The 23,706-nt window shown below is 70.8% G+C and carries 22 protein-coding genes; 17 read left to right on the forward strand and 5 right to left on the reverse strand.

Translation table 11 applies throughout. The features are described from left to right. Positions 1 to 35 precede the first annotated feature (35 nt). A complete protein-coding gene (locus ACIBVP_RS32535; protein ID WP_396110237.1) occupies positions 36 to 929 on the forward strand; it encodes a hypothetical protein in 894 nt (297 codons plus the stop codon). Positions 930 to 1,162: 233 nt separating this feature from the next. On the opposite strand, the gene ACIBVP_RS32540 is transcribed toward ACIBVP_RS32535, so the two are convergent. Further along, the gene (locus ACIBVP_RS32540) at positions 1,163 to 1,816 is read right to left on the reverse strand and encodes an amino acid-binding protein (RefSeq protein WP_396110238.1); all 654 of its coding nucleotides are present in this window, start codon (positions 1,814 to 1,816) and stop codon (positions 1,163 to 1,165) included. A 230-nt stretch (positions 1,817 to 2,046) separates the two neighbouring features. Here ACIBVP_RS32540 and gatC point away from each other — a divergent pair, with 230 nt between their 5' ends. Genes gatC through ACIBVP_RS32560 form a run of 4 tightly spaced genes read left to right on the forward strand, consistent with a single transcriptional unit; the run spans position 2,047 to position 8,334 of the window. Next, positions 2,047 to 2,346: an Asp-tRNA(Asn)/Glu-tRNA(Gln) amidotransferase subunit GatC gene (gene gatC, locus ACIBVP_RS32545; RefSeq protein ID WP_396110239.1), complete on the forward strand. Its 300-nt coding sequence runs from the start codon at positions 2,047 to 2,049 to the stop codon at positions 2,344 to 2,346. Then, positions 2,343 to 3,854 (forward strand): Asp-tRNA(Asn)/Glu-tRNA(Gln) amidotransferase subunit GatA, encoded by a 1,512-nt coding sequence (gene gatA, locus ACIBVP_RS32550; protein ID WP_396110240.1) that lies wholly within the window; start codon positions 2,343 to 2,345, stop codon positions 3,852 to 3,854. Before gatC ends, gatA begins: the two co-directional genes overlap by 4 nt. Next, entirely contained in the window at positions 3,854 to 5,353 is a 1,500-nt protein-coding gene (gene gatB / locus ACIBVP_RS32555) for an Asp-tRNA(Asn)/Glu-tRNA(Gln) amidotransferase subunit GatB (protein ID WP_396110241.1), read from the forward strand. Before gatA ends, gatB begins: the two co-directional genes overlap by 1 nt. Before the next feature lie 5 nt (positions 5,354 to 5,358). Next, entirely contained in the window at positions 5,359 to 8,334 is a 2,976-nt protein-coding gene (locus ACIBVP_RS32560; protein ID WP_396110242.1) for a BTAD domain-containing putative transcriptional regulator, read from the forward strand. A 7-nt stretch (positions 8,335 to 8,341) separates the two neighbouring features. Here the strand turns inward: ACIBVP_RS32560 and ACIBVP_RS32565 are convergent, their stop codons facing one another. Both ACIBVP_RS32565 and ACIBVP_RS32570 read right to left on the reverse strand, forming a co-directional pair. Continuing rightward, complete coding sequence (locus tag ACIBVP_RS32565; RefSeq protein WP_396110243.1) at positions 8,342 to 8,863, reverse strand: hypothetical protein; 522 nt, start codon at positions 8,861 to 8,863, stop codon at positions 8,342 to 8,344. 266 nt (positions 8,864 to 9,129) lie between these two features. Beyond that, a complete protein-coding gene (locus ACIBVP_RS32570) occupies positions 9,130 to 10,311 on the reverse strand; it encodes a PQQ-dependent sugar dehydrogenase (RefSeq protein ID WP_396110244.1) in 1,182 nt (393 codons plus the stop codon). Positions 10,312 to 10,363: 52 nt separating this feature from the next. Here ACIBVP_RS32570 and ACIBVP_RS32575 point away from each other — a divergent pair, with 52 nt between their 5' ends. The 3 genes from ACIBVP_RS32575 to hemW are packed head-to-tail and all read left to right on the forward strand — an operon-like array spanning position 10,364 to position 13,257. Beyond that, entirely contained in the window at positions 10,364 to 11,269 is a 906-nt protein-coding gene (locus ACIBVP_RS32575; protein WP_396110245.1) for an NAD(P)-dependent oxidoreductase, read from the forward strand. A gap of 50 nt (positions 11,270 to 11,319) precedes the next feature. Beyond that, a complete protein-coding gene (locus ACIBVP_RS32580) occupies positions 11,320 to 12,012 on the forward strand; it encodes a DoxX family protein (protein WP_396110246.1) in 693 nt (230 codons plus the stop codon). Positions 12,013 to 12,024: 12 nt separating this feature from the next. Continuing rightward, positions 12,025 to 13,257 carry a radical SAM family heme chaperone HemW gene (gene hemW / locus ACIBVP_RS32585; RefSeq protein WP_396110247.1) on the forward strand — a complete coding sequence of 411 codons (1,233 nt, stop codon included), beginning with the start codon at positions 12,025 to 12,027 and terminating at the stop codon, positions 13,255 to 13,257. Positions 13,258 to 13,370: 113 nt separating this feature from the next. Here the strand turns inward: hemW and ACIBVP_RS32590 are convergent, their stop codons facing one another. Continuing rightward, positions 13,371 to 13,985 carry a TetR/AcrR family transcriptional regulator gene (locus tag ACIBVP_RS32590; RefSeq protein ID WP_396110248.1) on the reverse strand — a complete coding sequence of 205 codons (615 nt, stop codon included), beginning with the start codon at positions 13,983 to 13,985 and terminating at the stop codon, positions 13,371 to 13,373. A gap of 56 nt (positions 13,986 to 14,041) precedes the next feature. Between ACIBVP_RS32590 and ACIBVP_RS32595 the strand changes: the two genes are divergently transcribed. Both ACIBVP_RS32595 and ACIBVP_RS32600 read left to right on the forward strand, forming a co-directional pair. Further along, a complete protein-coding gene (locus tag ACIBVP_RS32595; RefSeq protein ID WP_396110249.1) occupies positions 14,042 to 14,404 on the forward strand; it encodes a hypothetical protein in 363 nt (120 codons plus the stop codon). Then, a complete protein-coding gene (locus ACIBVP_RS32600) occupies positions 14,401 to 15,603 on the forward strand; it encodes a cytochrome P450 (protein ID WP_396110250.1) in 1,203 nt (400 codons plus the stop codon). Before ACIBVP_RS32595 ends, ACIBVP_RS32600 begins: the two co-directional genes overlap by 4 nt. 128 nt (positions 15,604 to 15,731) lie before the next feature. Here ACIBVP_RS32600 and ACIBVP_RS32605 read toward each other — a convergent pair whose 3' ends face one another. Next, positions 15,732 to 16,436, reverse strand: coding sequence for a TetR/AcrR family transcriptional regulator (locus ACIBVP_RS32605; protein WP_396110251.1), 705 nt, complete (start codon positions 16,434 to 16,436; stop codon positions 15,732 to 15,734). 99 nt (positions 16,437 to 16,535) lie between these two features. On the opposite strand from ACIBVP_RS32605, the gene ACIBVP_RS32610 reads away from it, so the two are divergent. From ACIBVP_RS32610 to ACIBVP_RS32640, 7 genes are all read left to right on the forward strand, one after another. Continuing rightward, complete coding sequence (locus tag ACIBVP_RS32610) at positions 16,536 to 18,083, forward strand: FAD-dependent monooxygenase (RefSeq protein WP_396110252.1); 1,548 nt, start codon at positions 16,536 to 16,538, stop codon at positions 18,081 to 18,083. A gap of 109 nt (positions 18,084 to 18,192) precedes the next feature. Then, the gene (locus ACIBVP_RS32615) at positions 18,193 to 18,663 is read left to right on the forward strand and encodes a hypothetical protein (protein ID WP_396110253.1); all 471 of its coding nucleotides are present in this window, start codon (positions 18,193 to 18,195) and stop codon (positions 18,661 to 18,663) included. A 186-nt stretch (positions 18,664 to 18,849) separates the two neighbouring features. Beyond that, on the forward strand, positions 18,850 to 19,875 hold the full coding sequence (gene hrcA, locus ACIBVP_RS32620) for a heat-inducible transcriptional repressor HrcA (RefSeq protein WP_396110254.1): 1,026 nt from the start codon (positions 18,850 to 18,852) through the stop codon (positions 19,873 to 19,875). 67 nt (positions 19,876 to 19,942) lie between these two features. Then, positions 19,943 to 21,091, forward strand: coding sequence for a molecular chaperone DnaJ (gene dnaJ / locus ACIBVP_RS32625; protein ID WP_396110255.1), 1,149 nt, complete (start codon positions 19,943 to 19,945; stop codon positions 21,089 to 21,091). Between the two features lie 27 nt (positions 21,092 to 21,118). Further along, positions 21,119 to 21,862 carry a 16S rRNA (uracil(1498)-N(3))-methyltransferase gene (locus ACIBVP_RS32630; protein WP_396110256.1) on the forward strand — a complete coding sequence of 248 codons (744 nt, stop codon included), beginning with the start codon at positions 21,119 to 21,121 and terminating at the stop codon, positions 21,860 to 21,862. A gap of 465 nt (positions 21,863 to 22,327) precedes the next feature. After that, complete coding sequence (locus ACIBVP_RS32635; RefSeq protein WP_396110257.1) at positions 22,328 to 23,296, forward strand: DNA polymerase domain-containing protein; 969 nt, start codon at positions 22,328 to 22,330, stop codon at positions 23,294 to 23,296. A 9-nt stretch (positions 23,297 to 23,305) separates the two neighbouring features. Next, positions 23,306 to 23,662 (forward strand): histidine triad nucleotide-binding protein, encoded by a 357-nt coding sequence (locus tag ACIBVP_RS32640; protein WP_396110258.1) that lies wholly within the window; start codon positions 23,306 to 23,308, stop codon positions 23,660 to 23,662. Positions 23,663 to 23,706 lie beyond the last annotated feature (44 nt).

Below are 23,706 nucleotides of genomic sequence, written 5' to 3' on the forward strand. Positions count from 1 at the left end.
CCCTTTCCGACCATGGACGAACACGGAGAACACGCATGAGCGAGCAGGACTTCAGAGACGCGCTGCGCAGGACGATGGACACGGCGACCGCGCCACCGCCCATGAGCGACGCGCCGGTGCTGGAGGCGGCCCACCGCGACCGGCGCCGCCGCCGCACGCTGTGGGCGTCCGCCGGCACCGCCGCGGTGGTCGCGGCCATCGCGGTCGGGGTGGTGGTCGTGGCTCCGTCGAAGTCGGGCGGTGACGGTGTCCAGGTCGGCAACCAGCCCCCTGGCCCGCGGTCCACGCAGGACGTGGCGACCCCGACGTCGGCCAACGAGCAGACCGGCGGGTCGGCCGTGGCGGAGGACGACACCGAAACGCTGCCGCCCGGGATGACCGACCGCACGCAGCGGTCCGGCCCGCAGCACGAACGCGGCGTCGCACTGGCCGTCGCCCTCGACGACGTGGTGACCGCCGCCGGTTTCGGCGCGCCCGGCGACCTCGAGGGCAACGGCGACCTCGCCGGCTCCCGGCTGAAGCACGACCAGGCGAACTACGACGGCAAGGTCGACGGGGTGGAGAAGTGGTCGTACATGGCCGCCACTCCGGTGACCAAGGGCAGCGGCGTCGGCGAGATGATCGTCGAGGTACGCACGGTGGACGAGCAGGCGTCCGGATGCGAGCTGGCGCCGATGTGGGGTATCGACGGCCAGTGCCGGGAGGTGATGGTCGACGGCAAGAAGGTGGGCGTCACCAGCGTCAACCACCCCGACCAGGAGCACCTCGACCAGGTCGCCGCGTACCGCCACGACGACGGCACCGTCGTCTACGTAGCACAGTCACTCGACTACGGCTTCACCAACCACCCGGCACTGACCGAACTGCCGTTCACCCCACAGCAACTGGCCACACTGGCCACAGACAACCGCTTCAAAGTAACCAAGTAACCCCGCGAGTCGCGCCCTCAGACACAGCGAGTCGCGCCCCCAGACACAGCGAGTCGCGTTCTCCAGCACATCGAGTTGTCGATTTCGTGCACCTGCCCGGCCCTGCCGCGGACCAAGATCGGCACGAAACATACAACTCGGTGCGCGCGAGAACGCGACTCGCGGTGTTCGAGAACGCGACTCGCGGTGTTCTGGCGCGCGACTCGCCGTGTCTGGGTACGCGACTCGCGGGGTTAGCCTGAGAGGACTACCGCGATGATGCCTGCCAGGTGGGCCAGGCGGGCCACTTCGGCGGCGCGGAACTGGGGGCCGCCTGGGCGGCCTACCAGCAGGACGCGTTCCGGTTTGCCCAGTGGGGTGGCGGCCAGTTCGGTGCCCAGTTCCTTCCAGGTCTCCGGTACCCAGGTCTCCTCGCCGTCGAGCACTGTTGCCCGGGCGAGCGGCAGGAACGGCAGGTCGAGAGTCTTGAGCTGAGGTGCCGCCGTCGACGCGGTCAGCGTTCGTGCGCCGCCCGCCTCCGGGCCCACGACCATGGCCCATCCGGCGCGGATGATCCTCGGCACGCCCTCGGTGAAGATGGTGAGGCCCTCGTCGGGCTGGGCGGCGACCTCTTCGACCAGCTCCAACTCACGGTGCGTGTCCAGTACGCCGGCATACGGTCGCACAGCGTCGACCTCGACGTCGTTGACCGATTCAGCAGCAGTGATCAGCACGTCCGGCAGGCGCCCCTTCGGCAGCTCGACGACCAGGTCGTCGATGGCCGAGCCGTTGTTCCGCTCCACGACGTCCACCGAGAGGATGTCGGCCCCGATGGCCCCGAGAGCGGTCGCGACCGCCCCGAGCGCTCCCGGAACGTCCGGGAGCTGAACCCGGATCAGGAAGGACAAGGCGAACGCCTCCCGCTACGTAGGTGTCGATCTCGTGCCGGCCGACGATTGTCGCAGACGCCGAGATGCCGCCGGGCCCGCCGTCCACACCCCGGGACTCGCGTGCCTGTGACCAGCTTGCCACCTCGATAACCCGTTCGTGTGCTCATCAGGGGCGCAAATAGACTGCGGATGCTTTCAGTTTCGAAAGACAACACACGTGAAAGAACGGTCGACCCAGGAGTCTCTCCGTGCCCAACATCTCCCGCGACGAGGTGGCTCACCTCGCTCGCCTGGCCAGGCTGGCCGTCACCGAGGACGAACTGGACACGTTCGCCGGTCAGCTGGACGTGATCCTCCAGTCGGTGGCGCGTGTCGGCGAGGTGGCCGCCGAGGACATCCCGCCGACCTCGCACGCCGTGCCGCTCACCAACGTGTTCCGCGACGACCTCGTGCGTCCCGGCCTCACACAGCAGCAGGCGCTGGCCGGTGCGCCGGCCGCCGAGGAAGGACGTTTCCGGGTGCCGAGGATTCTGGGAGAAGAGGCATGAGCGACCTGACGAGGCTGACCGCCGCCGAGCTGGCCGAGATGATCCAGAAGCGGGAGGTCTCCGCGGGCGAGGTCACGCAGGCGCACCTGGACCGGATCGCCGCGGTCGACAAGACCGTCAACGCGTTCCTGCACGTCGACACCGAGCGCGCGCTGTCCGCGGCGCGCGCCGTCGACGAGGACGTGGCGGCGGGCCGCGAGCCCGCGTCGCCGCTGGCGGGCGTGCCGCTCGCGCTGAAGGACGTCTTCACGATGGAAGGCGCGCCCACGACCTGCGGTTCGAAGATCCTCGAGGGCTGGCGGCCGCCGTACGACGCGACCGTCACCCGCAAGCTCCTCGAAGCCGGTGTGGTCATCCTCGGCAAGACGAACATGGACGAGTTCGCCATGGGCTCCTCCACCGAGAACTCCGCGTTCGGCCCCACCCGCAACCCGTGGGACCTCGACCGCATCCCCGGCGGCTCGGGCGGTGGCTCGTCCGCCTCCCTCGCCGCGTTCGAGGCGCCGCTCGCCATCGGCACCGACACGGGCGGCTCGATCCGCCAGCCCGCGTCCGTCACCGGCACGGTCGGCGTCAAGCCCACCTACGGCGGCGTCTCCCGGTACGGCCTCGTCGCGTTCTCCTCGTCGCTCGACCAGGGCGGCCCGTGCGCACGGACCGTGCTCGACGCGGCGCTGCTGCACGAGGTGATCGGCGGCCACGACCCGCTCGACTCCACCTCCATCGACGCGCCCGTGCCGCCGGTCGTCGCCGCCGCCCGCGAGGGTGCGCGCGGTGACCTGTCCGGCGTGCGGATCGGCGTCGTGAAACAGTTCCAGGGCGACGGCTACCAGGCGGGCGTCACCGCCGCGTTCCTGCAGGCGGTCGAGGCACTGACGGGCCTCGGCGCCGAGGTCGTCGAGGTGTCCTGCCCGAGCTTCGACTACGCGCTGCCCGCGTACTACCTGATCGCGCCGAGCGAGGCGTCGTCGAACCTCGCCCGCTTCGACGCGATGCGCTACGGCCTGCGGGTCGGCGACGACAGCGAGAACAGCGCCGAGCAGGTCATGGCGCTCACCCGGGAGGCCGGATTCGGCGCGGAGGTCAAGCGCCGCATCATGATCGGCACCTACGCGCTGTCGTCCGGCTACTACGACGCCTACTACGGGCAGGCGCAGAAGGTCCGCACGCTGATCACGCGTGACTTCGAGAAGGCGTTCGAGACCGTCGACGTGCTGGTCTCGCCGACCACGCCGACCACCGCGTTCCGCATCGGCGAGCGCGTGGACGACCCGATGGCCATGTACCTCGCCGACCTGTGCACCATCCCCGCCAACATGTCCGGCACGCCCGCCATGAGCGTCCCCGCCGGACTGTCCGACGAGGACGGTCTGCCGGTCGGCCTGCAGGTGATGGCGCCCGCGCTGGCCGAGCAGCGCATGTACAAGGTCGCGGCCGCCTACGAGGCCGCCCGCGACGCCGCGTCGGGCGGCAAGCTGATCAACCGCGTCCCCGAGCTGGAGGCCTGATGACCGTCGCGACCGTCCTCGACTACGACGAGGTCATCGAGCGTTTCGACCCGGTGCTCGGCCTCGAGGTGCACGTCGAGCTGAACACGCACACGAAGATGTTCTGCGGCTGCCCCACCACGTTCGGCGCGGAACCCAACACCCAGGTGTGCCCGACCTGCCTGGGCCTGCCGGGTTCGCTGCCGGTGGTGAACCGGGTGGCCGTCGAGTCGGCCATGCGGATCGGTCTCGCGCTGAACTGCGAGATCGCGCCGTGGTGCCGGTTCGCGCGGAAGAACTACTTCTACCCGGACATGCCGAAGAACTTCCAGACGTCGCAGTACGACGAGCCGATCGCGTTCAACGGGTCGCTGTCGATCACGCTGGATGACGGCACGGTCGTCGAGGTCGGCATCGAGCGCGCGCACATGGAGGAGGACACGGGCAAGTCGCTGCACGTCGGTGGCGCCACGGGTCGCATCCACGGCGCCGACCACTCGCTGCTCGACTACAACCGTGCCGGTGTGCCGCTGATCGAGATCGTCACGAAGCCGATCGAGGGCACGGGTGCGCGGGCGCCGGAGGTGGCGCGTGCGTACGTGACCGCGCTGCGGGACCTGCTGCGTGCGCTGGACGTGTCGGACGTGCGCATGGACCAGGGGTCGCTGCGCTGCGACGCGAACGTGTCGCTGATGCCCAAGGGCGCCACCGAGTACGGCACCCGCACCGAGACCAAGAACGTCAACTCGCTGCGCAGCGTCGAGCGCGCCGTGCGGTACGAGATGACGCGCCAGGCGGCGATCCTCGTCGAGGGCGGCTCGATCCTGCAGGAGACGCGCCACTTCCAGGAGGACACCGGCACCACGTCCGGTGGCCGTCGCAAGGAGACCTCGGAGGACTACCGGTACTTCCCGGAGCCCGACCTGGTGCCGATCGCGCCGTCCGCCGAGTGGGTGGAGAAGCTGCGTGCGACGCTGCCGGAGATGCCATGGGAGCGCCGCAAGCGCATCCAGGCCGACTGGTCGCTGACCGACCTGGAGCTGCGTGACCTGGTCAACGCCGGTGCGGTGGACCTGGTGGCGGCGACCGTCGACGCGGGCGCGTCCCCGGCCGAGGCCCGAGCCTGGTGGGTGAGCTTCCTCGCGCAGGAGGCCAACTCGCGGGCCATCGAGCTGGCCGCGCTGCCGATCGCCCCGGCGCAGGTCGCGCGGGTGTCGGCGCTGGTCGCCGAGGGCAAGCTGACGAACAAGCTGGCCCGCGAGGTCATCCTCGGCGTGCTGGCCGGCGAGGGCGAGCCGGACGAGGTCGTCGAGAAGCGCGGCCTCGCGGTCGTGTCCGACGACTCCGCCCTGTACGCCGCCATCGACGAGGCGCTGGCCGCGCAGCCGGACGTGGCGGACAAGATCCGCGGCGGCAAGGTCGCGGCGGCGGGCGCGATCGTGGGCGCGGTCATGAAGGCCACCAAGGGCCAGGCCGACGCGAAGCGGGTGCGCGAGCTGATCCTGGAGCGTTGCAAGTAGAGGCGGTGGCGCCCAGGTTCGGCGTCCTCGGTCCCCTGCAGATCACCGGCCACGACGGCCGGTGGCTGCGCCTGCGCGGGGAACGGCAGCGGTCGCTGCTCGCGATGCTGCTGTTCCACGCCAACGAACGCGTGCCGACGGACCGGCTCGTCGACGCGCTCTGGCCGGACGTCCCGCCGAAGTCGTACGCGTCCAACCTGCACACGTACGTGTCCAGGTTGCGGGAGCGGCTCGGTGACACGCCCATCGACCACGCCGGCCCCGGCTACCGGCTGCGGGTCGACGACGCGGACCTGGACCTGCTGACGTTCCGCACGGCCGGCGAGTCCGGCCGTGCCGCGCTGCGGGACGGGGACGCGGACACCGCGGCCCGGCACCTGCGGCTCGCGCTCGACCAGTGGCGGGACCGTCCGCTCGCCGACCTCGCGCTGCCCGCGCTCGACGCGGAGGTGGCGCGCCTGGAGATCGAGCGGCTGACCGTGTTCGAGGACTGGGTCGAGGCCGAGCTGGCGGTGGGCCGCCACGCCGAGCTGCTGGGCGAACTGCAGTCCGCGGTGGCGGAGCACCCGTTGCGGGAACGGCTCGTCGGCCAGCTCATGCGTGCGTTGCGCCGCTCGGGGCGGCAGGCCGACGCGCTCGCCGCGTACCGCACGGCCCGCACCACACTCGTCGAGGAGACCGGTCTCGAACCGGGCGCCGAGCTGCGTGCCGTGCACGCGGAGATCCTGCGGGGCGACGAGGCGGAACCGGCCACCGACGAGTGGCCCATCCGGCAGCTCCCCGCCGACAACCGCGTGTTCACCGGCCGCGACGGCACCGTCGACGAGCTGACCGCGCTGCTCACCGACCCCGGCGGGCTCCCGGTCGTGCTGACCGGCGAACCGGGCGTCGGCAAGAGCACCCTCGCCGTCCGCGTCGCGCACCGCCTGCAGACCGCGTTCCCCGACGGCCAGCTCTACGCCCACCTGGCGGGCGCCACCGCACCCCGTCCGGTCGGTGACGTCCTCGCCGACCTGCTGCGCAGCCTCGGCGTCACCGGTCCGGCCATCCCCGACGACGTGCACGCCAAGGCCGCGGTGCTGCGCAGCAGGCTCGCCGACCGCCGGGTCCTGCTGGTCCTCGACGACGCCGCCGACCCCGGCCAGGTCCGCCCGCTGCTGCCCGGCACCGCCAGCACCGCGGTGCTCGTGACCAGCAGGCGCAGGCTGTCCGGGCTCCTCGGCGCGCACCGCGTCACCGTCGGTTCGCTCACCGAGGCCGAGGCGCTCGACCTGCTCACCGCCATCGCCGGGACCCGCGTGACCGCCGACCCGCACGGTGCCCGCCGGATCGCCGCGGCCTGCGGCAACCTGCCGCTGGCACTGCGCATCGCGGGCACCCGCCTCGCGCTGCGGCCACAGCTGAGGCTCGCGACCCTCGCCGACCGGCTCTCCGACGAGCAGCGCCGCCTCGACGAGCTGGCGGTCAGCGACCTGCAGGTCCGCGCCGGGCTCGCGCTGAGCTACGCGGCACTGACCGAGCCGGCCCGGACCACGTTCCGCCTGGTCGGCGCGGCGGCCGTCGCCCGTGTGCCCTCGTGGGCGATCACCGTGCTGCAGGACGGGGTCGCGGGGGACGCGGCGGTCGACGAGCTGGTCGAGTCGAGCCTGCTGCAGCCGGTCGCCGACGACGCGTGCGGCGAGCCGCGCTACGAGGTCCACGACCTGGTGCTCACGTTCGCGCGGGAACGTCTCCTCGCCGAGGACGGCACCGCCGCCTGCGACGACGCGACGGCCCGGCTGCGGTCCGCGATCCTGTCGGTCGCGGACCGGCTGGGCAGGCACCTGCCCGCGGTGTTCCCGGAGCTGCCGGTCGACGCGGTCCCCGTCGTGCCGATGCCGGAGGAGAGCCTGGCCCGCTACGCCGCCGACCCGGGCAGCTGGTTCGCGACCGAGCACTCGTCGCTGGTCGCGGCCATCGGCGGACTCGTCGAGCGCGGCCGGTACCGGCACGCGGCGCGGATCTTCGAGCGGGTCGCGCGGTACCTGTGGCCGCAGGGTGCGTACACGGACCTGCGGACCTGTGCGTCGGCGCTCGCGGACGCGGCGCGCGCGGCGGGGGACGAGCGGGTCGAGGTGTGGGCGGAACTCGTCCACGCCCGCGTGCTGCACGTGCGTGGCCGCTACGCCGCCGCCGACGCGAAGTACCGCTGGTGCGCCGACCGGCTCGACGGGCCCGCGCTGGCGTGGGTGCTGACGCACCTCGCCGACTGCCTCATCGGCCTCGGCGTGCCGGAGGAGGCGCTGGCGCTGACGGACCGCGCCGCTTCGCTGTCCACTGAGGACGCTGTGGCGGCGACGCGGTCGGCCGCGTTGAACCGGCTCGGCCGGCCCGCCGAGTCGGTGCGGGTGGACACGGGCGCGCTCGCGGTCGCACGCGAGTCCGACGATCCGCGCGCGGTGGCCGACGCGCTGCAGAGCCTGTCGTGGAGCCTCGCGCTGACCGGGGAACTGGACCGGGCGGCAGCCACCGCGCGGGAGGCCGTGGCGCTGTTGCGGGACACGACCGCACGGCGTGCGCTGGCCCGGTCGCTGCGGACACTGGGCGCGATCCAGGCCGGACGGGGGGAACGCGCCAGCGCGCTGGCCGCGTTCAGCGAGTGCCGCGCGATCGCGGAGGAGATCAACGAGGTGCCGCGGGCCCTGTCGAGCAGGCGCGCGATCGCGGCGAGCTGGGTCGGGGACGGCCGCACCGACGACGCGGTGGTGGAGCTGCGGGTGTGCCTGGCCGCGTACCGGGAGATGGGGTCGGTGTCGTCGGTGGCGATCACGTTGCGGCTGCTGGCCGCCGCGTACGACGCCGGAGGCGAACCGGAGAAGGCGGAGAAGGCACGTGCGGAGGCCGACCGTACGGCCGACCCCCGCGACAGCAACGCGCACGCACTCACCGCGTTGCTCATGAACCTCACCAGGGTGCCGGGCCCCTCGCTCTCGGCACCCTGAGCGCGCGTCAGGCCTTGAGCGCCTTGCCGTAGCGGCCGATCGGCGGCAGCCACGTGAAGATGATCGAGACGATGGCGCCCAGGATCGCGAGCATCGCCAGCCCGGCCATGGTGGTCGTGGTCTCGTCGCCGAGGATCACCAGGCTGAAGATCATGGCGAACACGGCCGAGATGGTGACCAGCACGCGGGTCCAGGTGGCGGCCTTCATCATGAGCAGACCGAAGATCAGCATCGCGGCGCCCGCGCCGAGGGCGAGGTAGCCGCGGGTGGTGAAGGTGCTGATGATCTCGTCGAACGAGCCTTCGCCCGCGAGCTGGGCGAACGCGTCGAGGTCGGCCTCGGTGACGCTCTCGGGCATGCCCGCCTGTACGAGCAGGTCCCTGACGAGTTCCTTGCCCCCTGTGGCGATCAGGATGCCGTTGACGATCGCCGCCAGCGCGGTGACCACCACGACACCGACGGCCGCGACGAGCATCCCCGGCCTGCGGACAGGCGCGGGTGCGGTCGGCGTAACCGGAATTGCGGACACGATTCTCCTTGCTGAGTAACGGAAAAGTGGCAAGGTGACCACGAACGCGACACCCCTCGAGATCGCGGTGATCACCCAGGCGGAGCAGGCTAGGAGACCCCGCCACACGGAACGAACACAGGTCCGCCACCCCGGGTTCAAAAGTGTTGGTCCCGACCGAGCACCGCAGGCGGTTGGTGGCTGAGCGCCGTCACGTTCCCCTGAGGTAACTGCTGACCAGGCCAAGACTTGTGTGCAAAGATCTCTGGGCGCGCCTGGGCGTGTGCCTAGTCCGGGCCGCCCGCGCCGCCGCCGGTCGGGGGCAGGACCACGATCGCGCGGTCGTCGCTGGAGCCGGGCTTGCCGCCGTCCTTGTTGACCGTGCCCACGACCGCCACCTGCGCGTTCACGGCGTCCATGCCACCGAGCAGGCCGAAGCCCTCGTCCTTCGCCAGCGAGATCTGCGGCTTGCCGGAGAACGACCCGTCCGGCGCCATCGGCAGCATCTGCGCGTTGCCCGCCTTCGACGTCACGACCAGCACGCCGGTCGCGCTCGCCGTGCAGCCCGCGACACCCGGCCGGTCCGGCCACGTCCACGCGGGGGTCGACAGGGGCTTGCCCGGCGTCAGCCGGTACAGCACGTCCTGCGCCGGGGTCCGGTCGGTCACCCACGTGCCGGACCCGTCGAACGCCGCGCACACCCCGCCCGGCGCCCGCAGTCCGCTCGCCACGACCAGCGAACCCGGCGTCGGGTTGCCTTCCGCGGGTTGCCCGGACGCGTCGAACCGCAGCACCTTGCCCGCCAGCGACTTCAGGTCACCGGCCGCCTTCGGGTTGCCCGCGTCGCCCGTGGCCAGCACCAACGCGCCGCGACGGTCGAGCGCCAGCGCGCCCCGGTTGTTGGTGGCGCCCCGCGGGATGCCGGTGATGATCGGCTTCGGCACGTCACCCGGCGCGATCCGCACGACGCGGTTGTCGGTCGCGGTCGTCACGTAGGCGAAGATCAGCTGGTCCTCGGCGTAGGTGGGGGAGAGGGCGAGCCCGGTCAGGCCGCCGTCGGTGCTCCCGTCCACCGGCACGGTCGCCACGACCTGCGGGTCGTTGCCCATCTTGACCCGCAGGATCCGGCCGGTCTTCCGTTCGCCCACCAGCGCGGTCGGGTCCCGGCCGTCCCCGGGCAGCGCCGCGACCGCGCTCACGGTGTCCATGCAGGTGCCGATGACCGCCGGGTTGTAGTCGGTGCACCCGTCGGGCGGCGGGATCTTCGACGGCCGTCCGCCACCGCCGCCACCCGGTTCCGGGGGCTGCCCCTCGCCGGGGACCTGCGGTTCCGGGCCGCCCTGCGGGGTGAGCTGTTCCTGTGGCCGCCAGGCCTCCGGCGGCGGCTGGTCCGTGAACGTGGCACACCCGGCCGTGAGCAGGACGCCGCACAGCACGCCCGCGAACAGCACACGTGACCTCGAGGACATGGCCCCACGCTAGGGTCCCGCCCGTGAACCTCGGGTAAGTAGGGTGCCTGACGTGACGATCACCGTGCTGGTGCCGGACGAGGCCGGCGAAGCCGCGCTGGCCGGCGTGAACGGCCTCGACGTGGTCCGCTACGAGGTCGACGGCGAGCTGCCGGAACGTGCCGAGGTCCTGGTGCCCGGCTTCCTCGCACCGGCCGACCCGGCCGCGTTCCTCGCGCGGCTGCCGAATCTGGCGCTGATCCAGCTGCTCACCGCGGGCGCGGAGGCCTGGGTGGGCCAGGTGCCGGACCACGTCATGCTGTCGGTCGCCAGGGGCGCGCACGGCGGCAGCACCGCCGAGTGGGCGCTCGCCACGTTGCTCGCGGTGTACCGGGACCTGATCCCGTTCGAGCACGAGCGGGTGGCGCGCACGTGGGTGCGCAGGCCGACCGAGACGCTGATCGACAAGAAAGTGCTGGTCATCGGCGCGGGCGACCTCGGGACCCAGCTGAAGCGCAGGCTGGACGCGTGCGACGCGACCACCACGCTGGTCGGCACGACGGCCCGCGACGGCGTGCACGGCTTCGACGAGGTGCCCGCCCTGCTGGGGGCGCACGACGCGGTGGTGCTGATGGTGCCGCTGACACCGGCCACCGAGCGCATGGTCGACGCGGGGTTCCTGTCCAGGATGCGGGACGGTGCGGTGCTCGTGAACGCGGCCCGCGGCAAGGTCGTGGACACCGACGCCCTCGTGGCGGAACTGGCGAGCGGCAGGCTGCGTGCCGCTCTGGACGTGACCGAACCGGAGCCGCCGCCCGCGTGCCACCCGCTGTGGACGGTGCCGAACCTGCTGCTCACCCCGCATGTCGCGGCGAGCGTCGAAGGCTACGAGCGGCGGGCGTACGCGGTGGTGGCCGAGGAGATCGCGAGGTTCGCGGCGGGCGAGCGTCCGCGCAACCTGGTGCTGGGTCACTACTGATCGCAAGTTGGGGGTCCACGCCGTTCGGGCTAGGCGTTACCCTCCCCCGGGTGAGTACTGAAGACGACCGTGGCTACTACACCACGGCTGACTCCTCGTCCACGACACAGAGCTTCGGCCCGCGCCCAGGCACCAGCTCGTCGTCGATGTTCGACGACGACGATGACGACGGCTACACGAGCGCGCCGACCACAGCCCTCTCCAGCTTCGACCACGAGTCGCCGCTGGAGGCCTCCGCACGGGAGAGAACGCCGGAGTGGCACCGCGGGCTGGACTTCGGCCTGCTGGTGCTGCGCGTCGTCGTCGGCGCCCTGTTCGTCGCGCACGGCGCGGACAAGCTGTTCGGCTGGTTCAACGACGGCATGGGAATGGAGGCCACCAGGGAGATGCTCGTCGGGTTCGGGTACACCGAGCCCAGCGCGCTGGCCCTGGTCGTCGCGCTCACCGAGACCGTCGGTGGCGTGCTCCTCATCATCGGCCTGTTCTTCCCCGCCGGTGCCGCGGCCATTCTCGGCGTGATGGCCAACGTCATCGTCGTCAAGGGTGACTGGAACCTCTTCCTCGGCGGTGTCGAGCTGGAGATGGTCTACGCCGCCGCGGCGTTCGCCCTGCTGTTCACCGGTCCCGGCCGGTTCGCCATCGACCGGCACACGCACTGGTGGCGCAAGGCCCCGGCGTACGGCTTCGTGTTCCTGATCCTGGCCGCGGGCCTGACCGTGGTCACGCTGGTCGTGTTCCGCTGAGATACTGGCGGAGTGCCATCAGCACTACCGGACGGTGACGTAGCTCCCCCGGACGGCGCGCTGCCCGCGCAGGCCCTCGAGGGCCTGGGCAGGCGCCCGTTCGGGGTCTACGTGCACGTTCCCTTCTGCGCCACCCGCTGCGGCTACTGCGACTTCAACACGTACACGGCGGCGGAGCTGGCGAGTTCCCGCGCGTCCCCGCGGTCGTGGCTCGACGGCCTGCGGACGGAGCTGGCCCTGGCGGCGTCGGTTCTGGGCACCCCGCCACCCGCCGACACGGTCTTCGTCGGCGGCGGCACCCCGTCCCTGCTGGGCGCCGACGGCCTGCGCGACGTGCTGAACGCGGTCCGGGACACGCTCGGGCTGGCACCGGACGCGGAAGTGACCACGGAGTCCAACCCGGAGTCGACCGGCCCGGCGTTCTTCGAGGGGATTCGCGAGGCCGGGTACACGCGGATCTCTCTGGGCATGCAGTCGGCCGCCCCACACGTGCTGACCGTGCTCGACCGGAACCACACCCCGGGCAGGGCGACGGAAGCGGCCCGCGAGGCCCGCCGCGCGGGCTTCGACCACGTGAACCTGGACCTGATCTACGGCACCCCCGGAGAGAAGGAAGCCGACCTGGCCGCGTCCCTGGACGCCGTGCTGGACGCGGGCGTGGACCACGTCTCGGCGTACGCCCTGATCGTCGAGGAGGGTACGGCCCTGGCCCGCAGGATCGCCCGCGGTGTCCTGCCAGCACCGGACGACGACGTGCTGGCGGACCGCTACGAACAGGTGGACAGGGCGCTCTCGGCGGTGGGTCTCCACTGGTACGAGGTCTCCAACTGGGCCACCGAACCCAAGGCCTGGTGCAGGCACAACCTGGGCTACTGGCACGGCGCCGACTGGTGGGGCGCGGGCCCGGGCGCGCACAGCCATGTCGGCGGCGTCCGCTGGTGGAACGTCAAACACCCGGCCCGCTACGCGGCGACGCTGGCGGAAGGGATCTCGCCCGCGGCGGCCCGCGAAACCCTCACCCCGCAGGACCGCCACCTGGAGCGGGTCATGCTGGAACTCCGCCTGGTCGACGGTCTGCCGGTGGAGGTCCTGTCCGAGGCCGCGCAGAAGGAAGCGCACCAGGCGGCGGAGGAGGGCCTGCTGGACAGGGACGCGCTGGCAGGCGTCAACGGCCGCTTCGGCCGCTGCGTCCTGACCTTCAAGGGCCGCCTGCTCGCCGACGCAGTGGTCCGCCGCCTGACCTGACAACACCGCGAGTCGCGTTCTCCAACATGGCGAGTTGTGTGTTTCGTGCAGGTCTCACTGCACGAAACCGACAACTCGATGTGTTTGAGCGCGCGACTCGCCGTGTTTGCGTGTCAGGTCGGTTGTGGTGCTGCCAGCCCGGCCAGCATGCGACCGATGACCGTGCGGTACTCGTCTTGTAGCCGCGGCTTGTCGGCCTCGGTCGCCTTCGACAACGCCTGTCCCGCGCCGCCCAGCATGCAGAACGCGAGCCGGGACATGGTCTCCACCGGCAGGTCGACGACGTAGCCGCCCTCGACGAGCGCCCGCACGTACTCCTCGATCAGCCCGAACGCGAACTTGTTCTCGAGCTCCTCCCACCGCACCCACCCCATCGCGATGGGCGCCTCCTGCCACACGATCCGGCCGTACACCGGGTCCGCGCAGGTCTCGAGGAACGAGTCGAGCGCCAGCAGCGCCCGCTGCCACGGGTCCTCGCCGCGGTCGCCCGCCTCGGCCGACTGGCGCACCGCCTCGGTCTCCAGCTTCTCGAAGACCGCTTCGAACAGGGCTTTCTTGCTGGGGAAGTGGTGGTAGACGGCGCCGCGCGTGGCGAGGATGTCGGCCGCGACGTCCTCCAGCGAGGTCCCGGCGAACCCCAGCGTCGCGAAACGGCGTGTGGCCGCTTCCAGCAGTGCGGCCCTCGTCGCCTCCGAGAACTGGTCGCGCCTGCTCTTGCCCGTTGACATGCACGGAGTATAAGACATACGCTGTGTATGTGACCGACGCTGAGTAGGTGAATGCCATGTCCATGGCCTGGGAGAGGACCCACCGGCGGTACGCAGTGACACAGGCGGTGCTCGCGGCAGTGGCGAGCACCCGACGGCCGGACATCCCGGCCGACCTGCTGGGGGAGATCGACACGCTGTACGGCGACCTGGACACGTTCCTGTCCGACCTTCGCCGCCGCTGGTACCTGATGTTCGACGCACGCCTTGACGCGCTGCTCGAACAGCCGCCGCCCGACATGGCGCGCGCCACCGCGGATCTGCACCGCGACCTCGACCGCGAGCAGCCCGCGTTCCGCATCCTCTTCGAGGCGCACCCGGACCGTGTCGCGGTCCACGACCACCACACTGCCCACGCTCGGACGAGGAGGGTGTCGTGACGGACACCGAGCTGCTGTTCAACCCGTTCCTGCCCGACTTCAACGCCGACCCGTACCCGCACTACCAGCGCATGCGCGACGTCGACCCCGTGCACGAGCACCCGCTCGGCTTCTGGCTCGTCACCAGGTACGACGACGTCACGGCGTTGCTGCGCGCGAAGCTCTCGGTCGAGAGCCGCAACCTCGCGGGCGGCCTGATCGCCGACCAGTACGAGCAGCTCGACCCGGGAAGCGCCCGGGCACTGTCCATGCTGGACCGTGATCCGCCCGACCACACGCGCTTGCGGGCACTCGTCACCAAGGTCTTCACGCCCAAGGCCATCGCCGCGCTGGAGCCGATGGTGACCGAGCTCGTCGACCGGTCCCTCGACCGGGTCGCCGACGGCGGCGAGGTCGACCTGATCGACGAACTCGCCTTCCCGCTCCCGTTCGCGGTGATCTCCGAGATGCTCGGCACGCGCCCGGCAGACCACGAACGGCTCCGGGAACTGAGCGGCACCCTTGTGCGCTCGCTCGAAGTGCAGACCGACCCCGCCGTGATCCAGGCGATCGCCGACGCCGAGACCGAGCTGACCGAGATGATGCGGGACATCATCGCCTGGAAGCGCGACAACCCGGCCGACGACCTGCTGACGGCGCTGATCGCCGCCGAACACGACGGCGACCGGCTCACCGAGGACGAGCTGGTGGCACAGGTGCTGCTCCTGTACGTCGCGGGGCACGAGACCACGGTCAACCTGATCGGCAACGGCGCCATCGCCCTGCTGCGCAACCCGGACCAGCTCGCGCTGCTGCGGGCCCGCCCGGACCTCGCCGCGAACGCGGTGGAGGAGCTCCTGCGCTACGACAGCCCGGTGCAGCAGTCGCGCCGCATCACCATCGCTCCGTACACGATCGGCGGCCGCGAGATCCCCGCGGGCGCGTTCGTGATCGCCGGCCTGGCGTCCGCCAACCGCGACGACCGCCACTTCGGTCCCGACGCGAACGTGCTGCGCATCGACCGCGAGGAGGCCAGGACACACGTGTCGTTCGGCGCCGGCCCGCACCACTGTCTCGGCGCGGCGCTCGCCCGTCTCGAGGGCCGCCTCGCGTTGGGCAAGCTGGTCAGCCGCTTCCCGGACCTGTCGCTGAACGGCGACGTGGAGTGGAACGGACGGCTGAACCTGCGTGGCGCGGCGAAGCTCCCGGTCGCGGTCTGAACCCGGACCACGACCCGAGCGGCCGCGGGTAGCTCACGACGCGGCCGGACGTGGTGTGCACACGGTGGCCCGCGGGAAGTGGTCAGGGCGTCCGGCCGGGGCGGACAGTTCGCCGTAGACAGTCCCGGTTACGTGGCTGGTCGCCGAGGCTGGAACGCGCCGACGAGCCCAGCGAGGAACACGTCCAGCCCGAACTCGAACCGCTCCTCGGGCGTCGCCTCGGAGAGGATCTGCCCGACGCCGAGCAGGTTGGGGAACTGGGCGGGACGTGCCGCCATGTAGGCGCCGATCTCCTTGCCCCGCGCGGCGATCTGTGCCGGGTCGGCGTCCCCGGCCCTGGCCGCGCCCAGCTCGAACGCGAACGCCGCGCACCACAACGCCAACGTGTCGAACGCGAGTACCGCGACCCGGTCGGGCAGCCCGCCCGCGCGCAGCACGGCGAGCATCGCCTCACCGTAGGCGAGCGCGTTGGGGCCGGCGGGCACGATCGTCTCCAGGCCTACCCGGGCGATGCCCGGGTAGGACGTGAGCATCGCCAGCTGCGCCCTGGCCATCTCGACGACCTGCTCTGTCCACCGGCCGGGGTCGGGCGCCGGCCGGGGAAGCGTCCCGAGGAGCCGGTCGAGCATCAGCTCGTGCAGTTCTTCCTTGTTGCTGACGTGCGCGTACAGCGACGCCGGGCCCGTGCCCAGCTCCTGCGCCACCCGTCGCATGCTCACGGTGTCCAGGCTGCCCTTGCCGAGCAGCTCGAGCGCCGTGTCGACGATCAGGTCCTGGCTGAGCACCCGGCGCTGCTGCGCCGCCGCCCGCGACCTGGGCCATTCGGCCGCCAACCCCACCACCTCCGTAGTCGAGCAGCCTACTTGACACGAACACCGTTCGTGAATAGAACGGTGTTCGACACAACGAACACTGTTCGCGAGGAGTGAGTGATGACTGACGAGCGACACCCGGTGCTGGTCGTCGGCGCGGGGCTGGCGGGCCTGTCGGCGGCGATGTTCCTTGCCGTGCACGGAGTGCGTCCCCTGGTGGTCGAACGCCATCCGACGACGTCCGTCTACCCGAAGGCGAGAGGCCAGTTCCCGCACGTCATGGAGGCGCTCGCGGTGGCGGGCGTGGCGGGACGGATGGTGGACGCGAGCCCGCCCGAGACCGGATTCCGCATCGCGGTGGCCGAAAGCGTGACGGGCCGGGTCTACAACGACGTGATGGTGGACCGAAACCCCGACTTCGGTGAGCTGAGTCCGGCGGGCTGGGCCAACGCCAGCCAGGAACGTGCCGAACCCGTCCTGCTCGCCAGGGCGCGCGAACTGGGCGCGGACATCCGGTTCGCGACCGAGCTGGTGTCGTTCACGCAGGACGAGTCCGGGGTGCGCGCGGTGATCCGGGACGAGCGGGGTGAGCGGACGGTCCTGGCCGACTACCTGGTCGCGGCCGACGGTCACCGGAGTCCGATCCGGCACGCGCTGGGCATCGGTGTCCACGGTCGCGGCGACCTGAGCCGCTCCGTCGGCATCGTCTTCGAAGCCGATCTGGGCAGGAGTGGCTTCGGTCTGTTCTACCTGCGGAACCCGGAACTGCCGGAAGGCAGCGGTGTGGTGGTGAGCACCGACGAGCCACATCGTTACGCGCTCGCGGTCGGCTACCGCGAGGACGTCACGGACGCGGAGTGGCTGGACCTGATCCGCACCGCCACCGGTGTCCCGGACCTGAACCCGAGGCTGGTCACGAACGGCGTCACCAACGGCTACACCGCCGCTCGCGTGGCCGACAGCTTCTCGCGCGGCCGGGTCCACCTGATCGGCGACGCGGTCCGCGTGATGCCGCCGACGGGTGGTTTCGGTGGCAACACGGCGATCATGGACGGCTACTACCTGGCGTGGAAGCTCGCGATGGTGCTGAAGGGCGAGGCGGGGCCGGCGTTGCTGGACAGCCACGACCTCGAACGTCGCCCCTACGCGGACATCCTGGTCGAGCAGCAGTACGCGGCGTTCGTCCAGCGCATGCGCCCGGATCTGGTCGACGACACGGTCGCGGCCCCGATCGACCCGATCTCGACCTTGTTCTTCGGCTACCGGCACCTGTCGAACGCCGTGGCCGCGGAACCCGCCGAGGACGGTGCGCCGCTGGAGAACCCAGAGCAGCCGACGGGCCGGCCTGGTTCGCGTGCGCCGCACGTCCCGTTGCGCGGGAACGACAGTGAGCTGTCCACACGGGACCTCTTCGGCAGGAACTTCGTGTTGTTGGTGGCGTCGGCCGGGGAGAAGTGGTCGGAGGCGGCCCGGAAGGTGAACCTGAGCCTGACGGTCTACCGCGTCGGCACGGATGTGGAGGACTCGGAGGGGCGGTTCACGAAGACGTACGGCATCACGGAACGGGGTGCGGTGCTGGTTCGTCCGGACGGGTTCGTGGCCTGGCGCGCGGAGGCGGAGGACGGGGATCTGGCGGGCGCGGTGAACAGGATTCTGGCTCGCGAGTGACGGTTCGTCCCGAGTGGAGGCAGAGATGGAGCCAGGAACGCGCGGGAGGAACAGCGGAGGAGACGGCAGACGAGGGAGAGAGAACGGCGGGCTGACGAGGGAGGAGTCGATGGAGCGACAGGGGTGGGCCGCGACCGGTGTGATCGAGGTCGAGCCGGAGCGGGTGTGTGACGTGTTTCTCAGTGTGCGCGAAGGGGCGGTGGGCGCCGGGAACGCGCTGCTGCTGCGGGCGTTACCGGGTGCTGGTCGACTGATGAGGTCGGCGAGCCTGTGGGGTGGTCCTCGGGAGTTCGCCCTTCGCTACGGGGCGCATCCCGGCGGAATCGTCGAGGAGGACGCCGCCGCCGGGTACTTCGCGTTCCAGGGTGGGTACAAGTTCCGTGCCGAGTACCGGTTCTCGCCGCATCCCGCCGGCACCTTGCTGACCTACACGGCTGTCAACGTGGCGCCTGGAGCCCATCAGAGCAGGGCTTTCGTCCGGTTCCAGTTCTGGCTCGGGGGAAAGCTGAAGGTGGGCCTGCGCGGCGCCCTCAAACAGATCGGGAGGAGGTTCGGTTGTCGCGCGTACCCGGTGAGCTGACCTCCGGTCGTCGTCGGAAGTCGCCACGTGAATCGATTCAGGGTCGAGGTCGGATCGGCTGGCTACGCGGCTCGGCTCTGGTTGGTTGAGCCCCCTCGGGGCAAGTCGCGGACTCCATTTGGCACCGGTTCGACCGGTACTCGCCCGGACCTCCGTAAACTCGTGGTGAAGACGGGAGGTGACCTGATGGCGAGCACGGACGAGCGGCGGTTCGCGGTGCTGCGTGCGATCGTGGCCGACTACGTCTCCAGTCAGGAGCCGGTTGCCTCCAAAGCGATCGTCGAGCGGCACAACCTAGGGGTGTCCAGCGCCACCGTGCGCAACGACATGGCCTCCCTCGAGGAGGACGGGTACATCGCCCAACCGCACACGAGCGCCGGGCGGATCCCGACCGACAAGGGCTACCGGCTGTTCGTCGACCGCCTCACCGACGTCAAACCGCTGTCCTCGGCGGAGCGGCGCGCGATCCACTCCTTCCTGGAAGGGGCCATCGACCTCGACGACGTGATGCGGCGCAGCGTTCGGCTGCTCGCGCAGCTCACCCGGCAGGTCGCCGTGATCCAGTACCCGACGCTGACGCACTCGACGGTCCGGCACATCGAGCTGGTCCAGCTGACGCCCGCCCGGGTGATGCTGGTCCTGATCACCGACAACGGGCGGGTCGAGCAACGGACCGTCGACCTCGGGGACGTGACCACCGAGGAAACGATCTCGCGGCTGCGGAACATGTTGAACTCCACGCTCGTTGACCATCCGTTGACGGAGGCCGCGGCCAAGGTCAGCGAGCTGCTCGAGGACGCGCCGTCGGACCTGCGGGACGCAATGACGCGGCTCGCGACCGTGCTGGTGGAGTCCCTGGTGGAGCACCCCGAGGAGCGCCTGGTCCTGGGAGGCACCGCCAACCTGACCCGCAACGCGGCCGACTTCCCCGGGTCGCTGCGCCAGGTCCTCGAAGCACTCGAGGAACAGGTGGTGGTACTGAAGCTGTTCGCCGCCGCCAGCAAGCCTGGCACCATTACGGTGCGGATCGGGGAGGAGAACGAGGCCGCCGAGATGCGCAGCACCTCGGTGGTCTCCATCGGCTATGGCGCGCACCACACGCTTCTCGGCGGCATGGGCGTGGTCGGGCCGACGCGGATGGACTATCCGGGCACCATCGCGGCCGTGCGCGCGGTCGCCAACTACGTGGGAGACATCCTGTCCGGGCGATGATGCCCGCGACCGGACCGATCAGGGAGTGAGACCCCGGAGCCCTCCGGGGCAGGAGGACGGGAACACGGTGGCGAGGGACTACTACGGCACTCTCGGGGTGCGCCAGGACGCTACGTCCGACGAGATCAAGCGTGCCTACCGCAAGCTCGCGCGCGAGCTACATCCCGACGTCAACCCCGACGAGTCGGCCCAGGAGCGGTTCCGCGAGGTCACGGCGGCCTACGAGGTGCTCTCCGACCCGCAGAAGCGCAAGATCGTCGACATGGGCGGCGACCCGCTCGGCAACGGCGGCGGGGGCGGTGCCCGCGACCCGTTCGCCGGGTTCGGGCTCGGCGACATCATGGACGCCTTCTTCGGCGGCGGCGCCGGTGGCGGGCGAGGGCCCCGCAGCCGCGTGCAGCCCGGCTCCGACGCGCTCATCCGCATCGAGCTGACCCTCGAGGAGTGCAACACCGGTGTCTCCCGTGACCTGACCGTCGACACCGCCGTCCTCTGCGACCTGTGCCGGGGCGCGGGTACCGCCGAGGGCACCTCCGTCCAGGTCTGTGACACCTGCGCCGGCCGCGGCGAAATCCAGTCCGTCCAACGCTCGTTCCTCGGCCAGGTCGTCACCGCCCGGCCGTGCCCCGTCTGCCGCGGCGTCGGCGAGGTCATCCCCGACCCGTGCCGCCAGTGCGGCGGCGACGGTCGCGTCCGAGCCCGCCGCACCATCACCGCCAAGGTCCCGCCGGGTGTCGCCGACGGCATGCGGGTCCGGCTGTCCGGGCAAGGTGAGGTCGGCCCCGGAGGCGGGCCCGCCGGCGACCTGTACGTCGAGGTCGTCGAGCAGCCGCACCACACCTTCGAACGCAACGGCGCCGACCTGCACTGCACGGTGCGCATCCCCATGACCACCGCCGCGCTCGGCGCCGTCCTGCCGCTCGAGACCCTCGACGACACCGTCGAGCTAGAACTCGAACCAGGCACCCAGCCCAGCACCGAACTGCTCCTCACCGGGCACGGCCTCCCGCGGCTGCGGTCCTCCGGGCGCGTCGACGGACGTGGCGACCTGCACGTCCACGTCGAGGTCGAGATCCCGAACAAACTCGACGCCCGGCAGACCGAGCTGCTCCGCGAACTCGCCAACCTCCGCGGCGAAGAGGAACAGATCGTCGCCACCACCAACAACGGCCGAGGCGGCGGGCTGTTCTCCCGGCTCCGCGCACGGCACCGCTGAGCGAGGCTCGCGGAGCGAACCAACGTCGTGAGCGACACCGCACCCGTCTTTCTCGTCGACACCGTCCCGTCGGGCACCACCACGGTGCTCGACGGGACGGAAGGCAGGCACGCCGCCGCCGTTCGCCGACTGCAGCCCGGCGAGGAACTCGTCATCGCCGACGGGCACGGCACCGCCGCCGCCTGCGTCGTTGAAACGGTTCAAGGTAAAGAAAGTCTGACCCTGCGCCTCGTCCGGCGATGGACGGAACCCCAGCCACAGCCCCGGATCGTGCTCGCACAGGCACTCATCAAAGGCGACCGGGGCGAACTCGCCGTCGAGCTCGCCACCGAAACCGGCGTCGACGTGATCGTGCCGTGGCGCGCCGGCCGCAGCATCGTCAAATGGGAAGACGGCCCCCGCGGCGCCAAGGCCCTCGCCCGCTGGCGCAGCACCGCGCGCGAAGCGGCCAAACAGTCCCGGCGAACCTGGATCCCCGACGTCACCGAACCCGCCACCACTCGACAACTCGCCGAACTGGCAAGGAAAAGCGCCGCCACCGTCATCCTCGACGCCGCCGCCGAGACCGGCATCCGTGATCTCGAGCTGCCCGCCGACGGTGACCTGGTCCTGGTCGTGGGACCCGAAGGAGGTATTTCCGAAAGTGAGTCCGACACCCTCCGCACCGCAGGTGCGCAGGTAGCGAGGCTGGGTCCCACCGTCCTGCGGGCCTCGACGGCCGCTGCCGCCGCTATAGCAACGCTTGGAGTCCTGACGCCACGCTGGCGCTGAGCGTGCACAACGGTCTACTCTTTGCACAGCACCACTCTTGAAAACAAACGTGGGGCGAACGAGCTACCGCCGGACACCTCCCCCCTCGGTCCGGCGGCGTCGCGTCGCGGTGGAGCGACCCCCAGGCTTCACCGCGACGCGACATCCCCTTCCCTGTTCGGTGGTTCCCACCTTCCCGGGGGCCCTTGTGTCTGCCGGGGGGCCGAGCCCCCCGAAACCCCCCACGGTGCGGTTGGTGTCTGACCCAGCGTGGGCGCTTGAGGTGGCGCTTGAGTGGGGCCTTGAAGTGGGGCCTTGAAGTGGGGCCTTGAAGTGGGGCCTTGAAGTGGGCGCTTGAGTGAGGTCTTGAGTGGGCGGTTCTTGGGTGGGGTTCTTTGGGGTGGTGTTTGGGGTGGGGGTTGGTTGTGTGGGTTTTCCTTCTTGGCTTGGGTTTCTTCGGTTGGGGTTCGGCACTAGGTTGTTGTTGTGGCTGGTGGTGCTCCTGCGGTTGAGCTCGAGGTTGGGGACCGGGTTGTTCGGGTCAGCAACCCGCAGCGCGTTTACTTCTCCGCTCGGGGTGAGACCAAGCTCGACCTTGCGCGGTACTACCTGGCCGTGGGGGACGGGATCGTCAACGCGCTTCGTGAGCGGCCCTGCATGATGCACCGGTTTCCTGATGGGGTTGACGGGGAGAAGGTGCACCAGAAGCGGTTGCCGCGCGGGGCGCCGCCCTGGGTGGAGACCGTGCGGGTGCACTTTCCGCGTTATGGGCGGCATGCGGACGAGTTGTGTGTCACCGAACTCGCCAGCGTGATCTGGGCCGTTCAGATGTCCTGCGTCGAGTTCCACCCGTGGAACTCGCGACGCTCGGACACCGAGAAACCCGACGAGTGGCGGATCGACCTCGACCCCATGCCCGAGGCCACCTTCGACACCGTGCGGAAAGTGGCGCTCGTCGTGCAGGAGGTGCTCGCCGAACTCGGCGCCGTCGGGTTTCCCAAGACCTCCGGCGGGAAAGGGCTGCACATTTACGTTCGCATCCTTCCTTCGTGGGGTTTCCACGACGTGCGGCGGGCCGCACACGCGTTCGCACGGGAAGTCGAGCGGCGGGCCGACGGCCTCGTCGACCTCTCGTGGTGGCGGCGGGAACGAGATCCCGCGACCGTGTTCGTCGACTACAACCAGAACGCGCGGGATCACACGATCCGGTCGGCTTATTCCGTCATCGGGGTACCTGAGGCGCGGGTGTCGACACCCATTCGGTGGGACGAGATCCCGGACGTGGACCCGCGCGAGTTCACCATCGCCACCGTGCCCGCGCGGTACGCCAGGCTGGGGGACCTGCACGCCGACATCGACGCGCACGCGTTCGACCTGACACCGCTGCTCGAATGGGCCGACCGTGACGGGCAGGAGATCCCCGACCTCGACCAGAACGACCAGCCGACCGGCTAGCCTCAGCGCATGCCCGAGAACGACTGCCTGTTCTGCAAGATCATCGCGGGGGACATCCCCTCGACGACGGTGCTCGAGACCGACACCACCTACGCCTTCCGGGACATCAACCCGCAGGCAGACGTGCACGTCCTCGTGGTGCCGCGCACGCACCACGAAGACGCCGAGGCCCTCGCGAAAGCACCGAGGGAGCTGGCCGACGTGATCAGCACCGGCGTCGCCGTCGCCAAGCAGGAAGGCATCGACGCCGCCGGGTTCCGGCTGGTCTTCAACACCGGCGAACACGCAGGCCGCACCGTCTTCCACGCCCACCTGCACGTCCTCGGCGGCGAACAACTGGGCATGTTCGGACGCCCCGGCCACTGAGCACCCATAACGTCGATGCGAACTGTCGGTGGGGGCGACTAACA

It is taken from the genome of Actinophytocola sp. NPDC049390 (assembly GCF_044466355.1).
Taxonomy (GTDB): Bacteria; Actinomycetota; Actinomycetes; order Mycobacteriales; family Pseudonocardiaceae; genus Actinophytocola.

Coding starts and splice junctions, on each gene's coding strand:
- gatA (WP_396110240.1), top strand. CDS start 2,343: ATGAGCGACCTGACGAGGCTGACCGCCGCCGAGCTGGCCGAGATGATC.
- gatB (WP_396110241.1), top strand. CDS start 3,854: ATGACCGTCGCGACCGTCCTCGACTACGACGAGGTCATCGAGCGTTTC.
- ACIBVP_RS32640 (WP_396110258.1), top strand. CDS start 23,306: ATGCCCGAGAACGACTGCCTGTTCTGCAAGATCATCGCGGGGGACATC.
- ACIBVP_RS32590 (WP_396110248.1), bottom strand. CDS start 13,985: ATGTCAACGGGCAAGAGCAGGCGCGACCAGTTCTCGGAGGCGACGAGG.
- ACIBVP_RS32595 (WP_396110249.1), top strand. CDS start 14,042: ATGTCCATGGCCTGGGAGAGGACCCACCGGCGGTACGCAGTGACACAG.
- ACIBVP_RS32535 (WP_396110237.1), top strand. CDS start 36: ATGAGCGAGCAGGACTTCAGAGACGCGCTGCGCAGGACGATGGACACG.
- ACIBVP_RS32615 (WP_396110253.1), top strand. CDS start 18,193: ATGGAGCGACAGGGGTGGGCCGCGACCGGTGTGATCGAGGTCGAGCCG.
- hrcA (WP_396110254.1), top strand. CDS start 18,850: ATGGCGAGCACGGACGAGCGGCGGTTCGCGGTGCTGCGTGCGATCGTG.
- ACIBVP_RS32570 (WP_396110244.1), bottom strand. CDS start 10,311: ATGTCCTCGAGGTCACGTGTGCTGTTCGCGGGCGTGCTGTGCGGCGTC.
- ACIBVP_RS32610 (WP_396110252.1), top strand. CDS start 16,536: ATGACTGACGAGCGACACCCGGTGCTGGTCGTCGGCGCGGGGCTGGCG.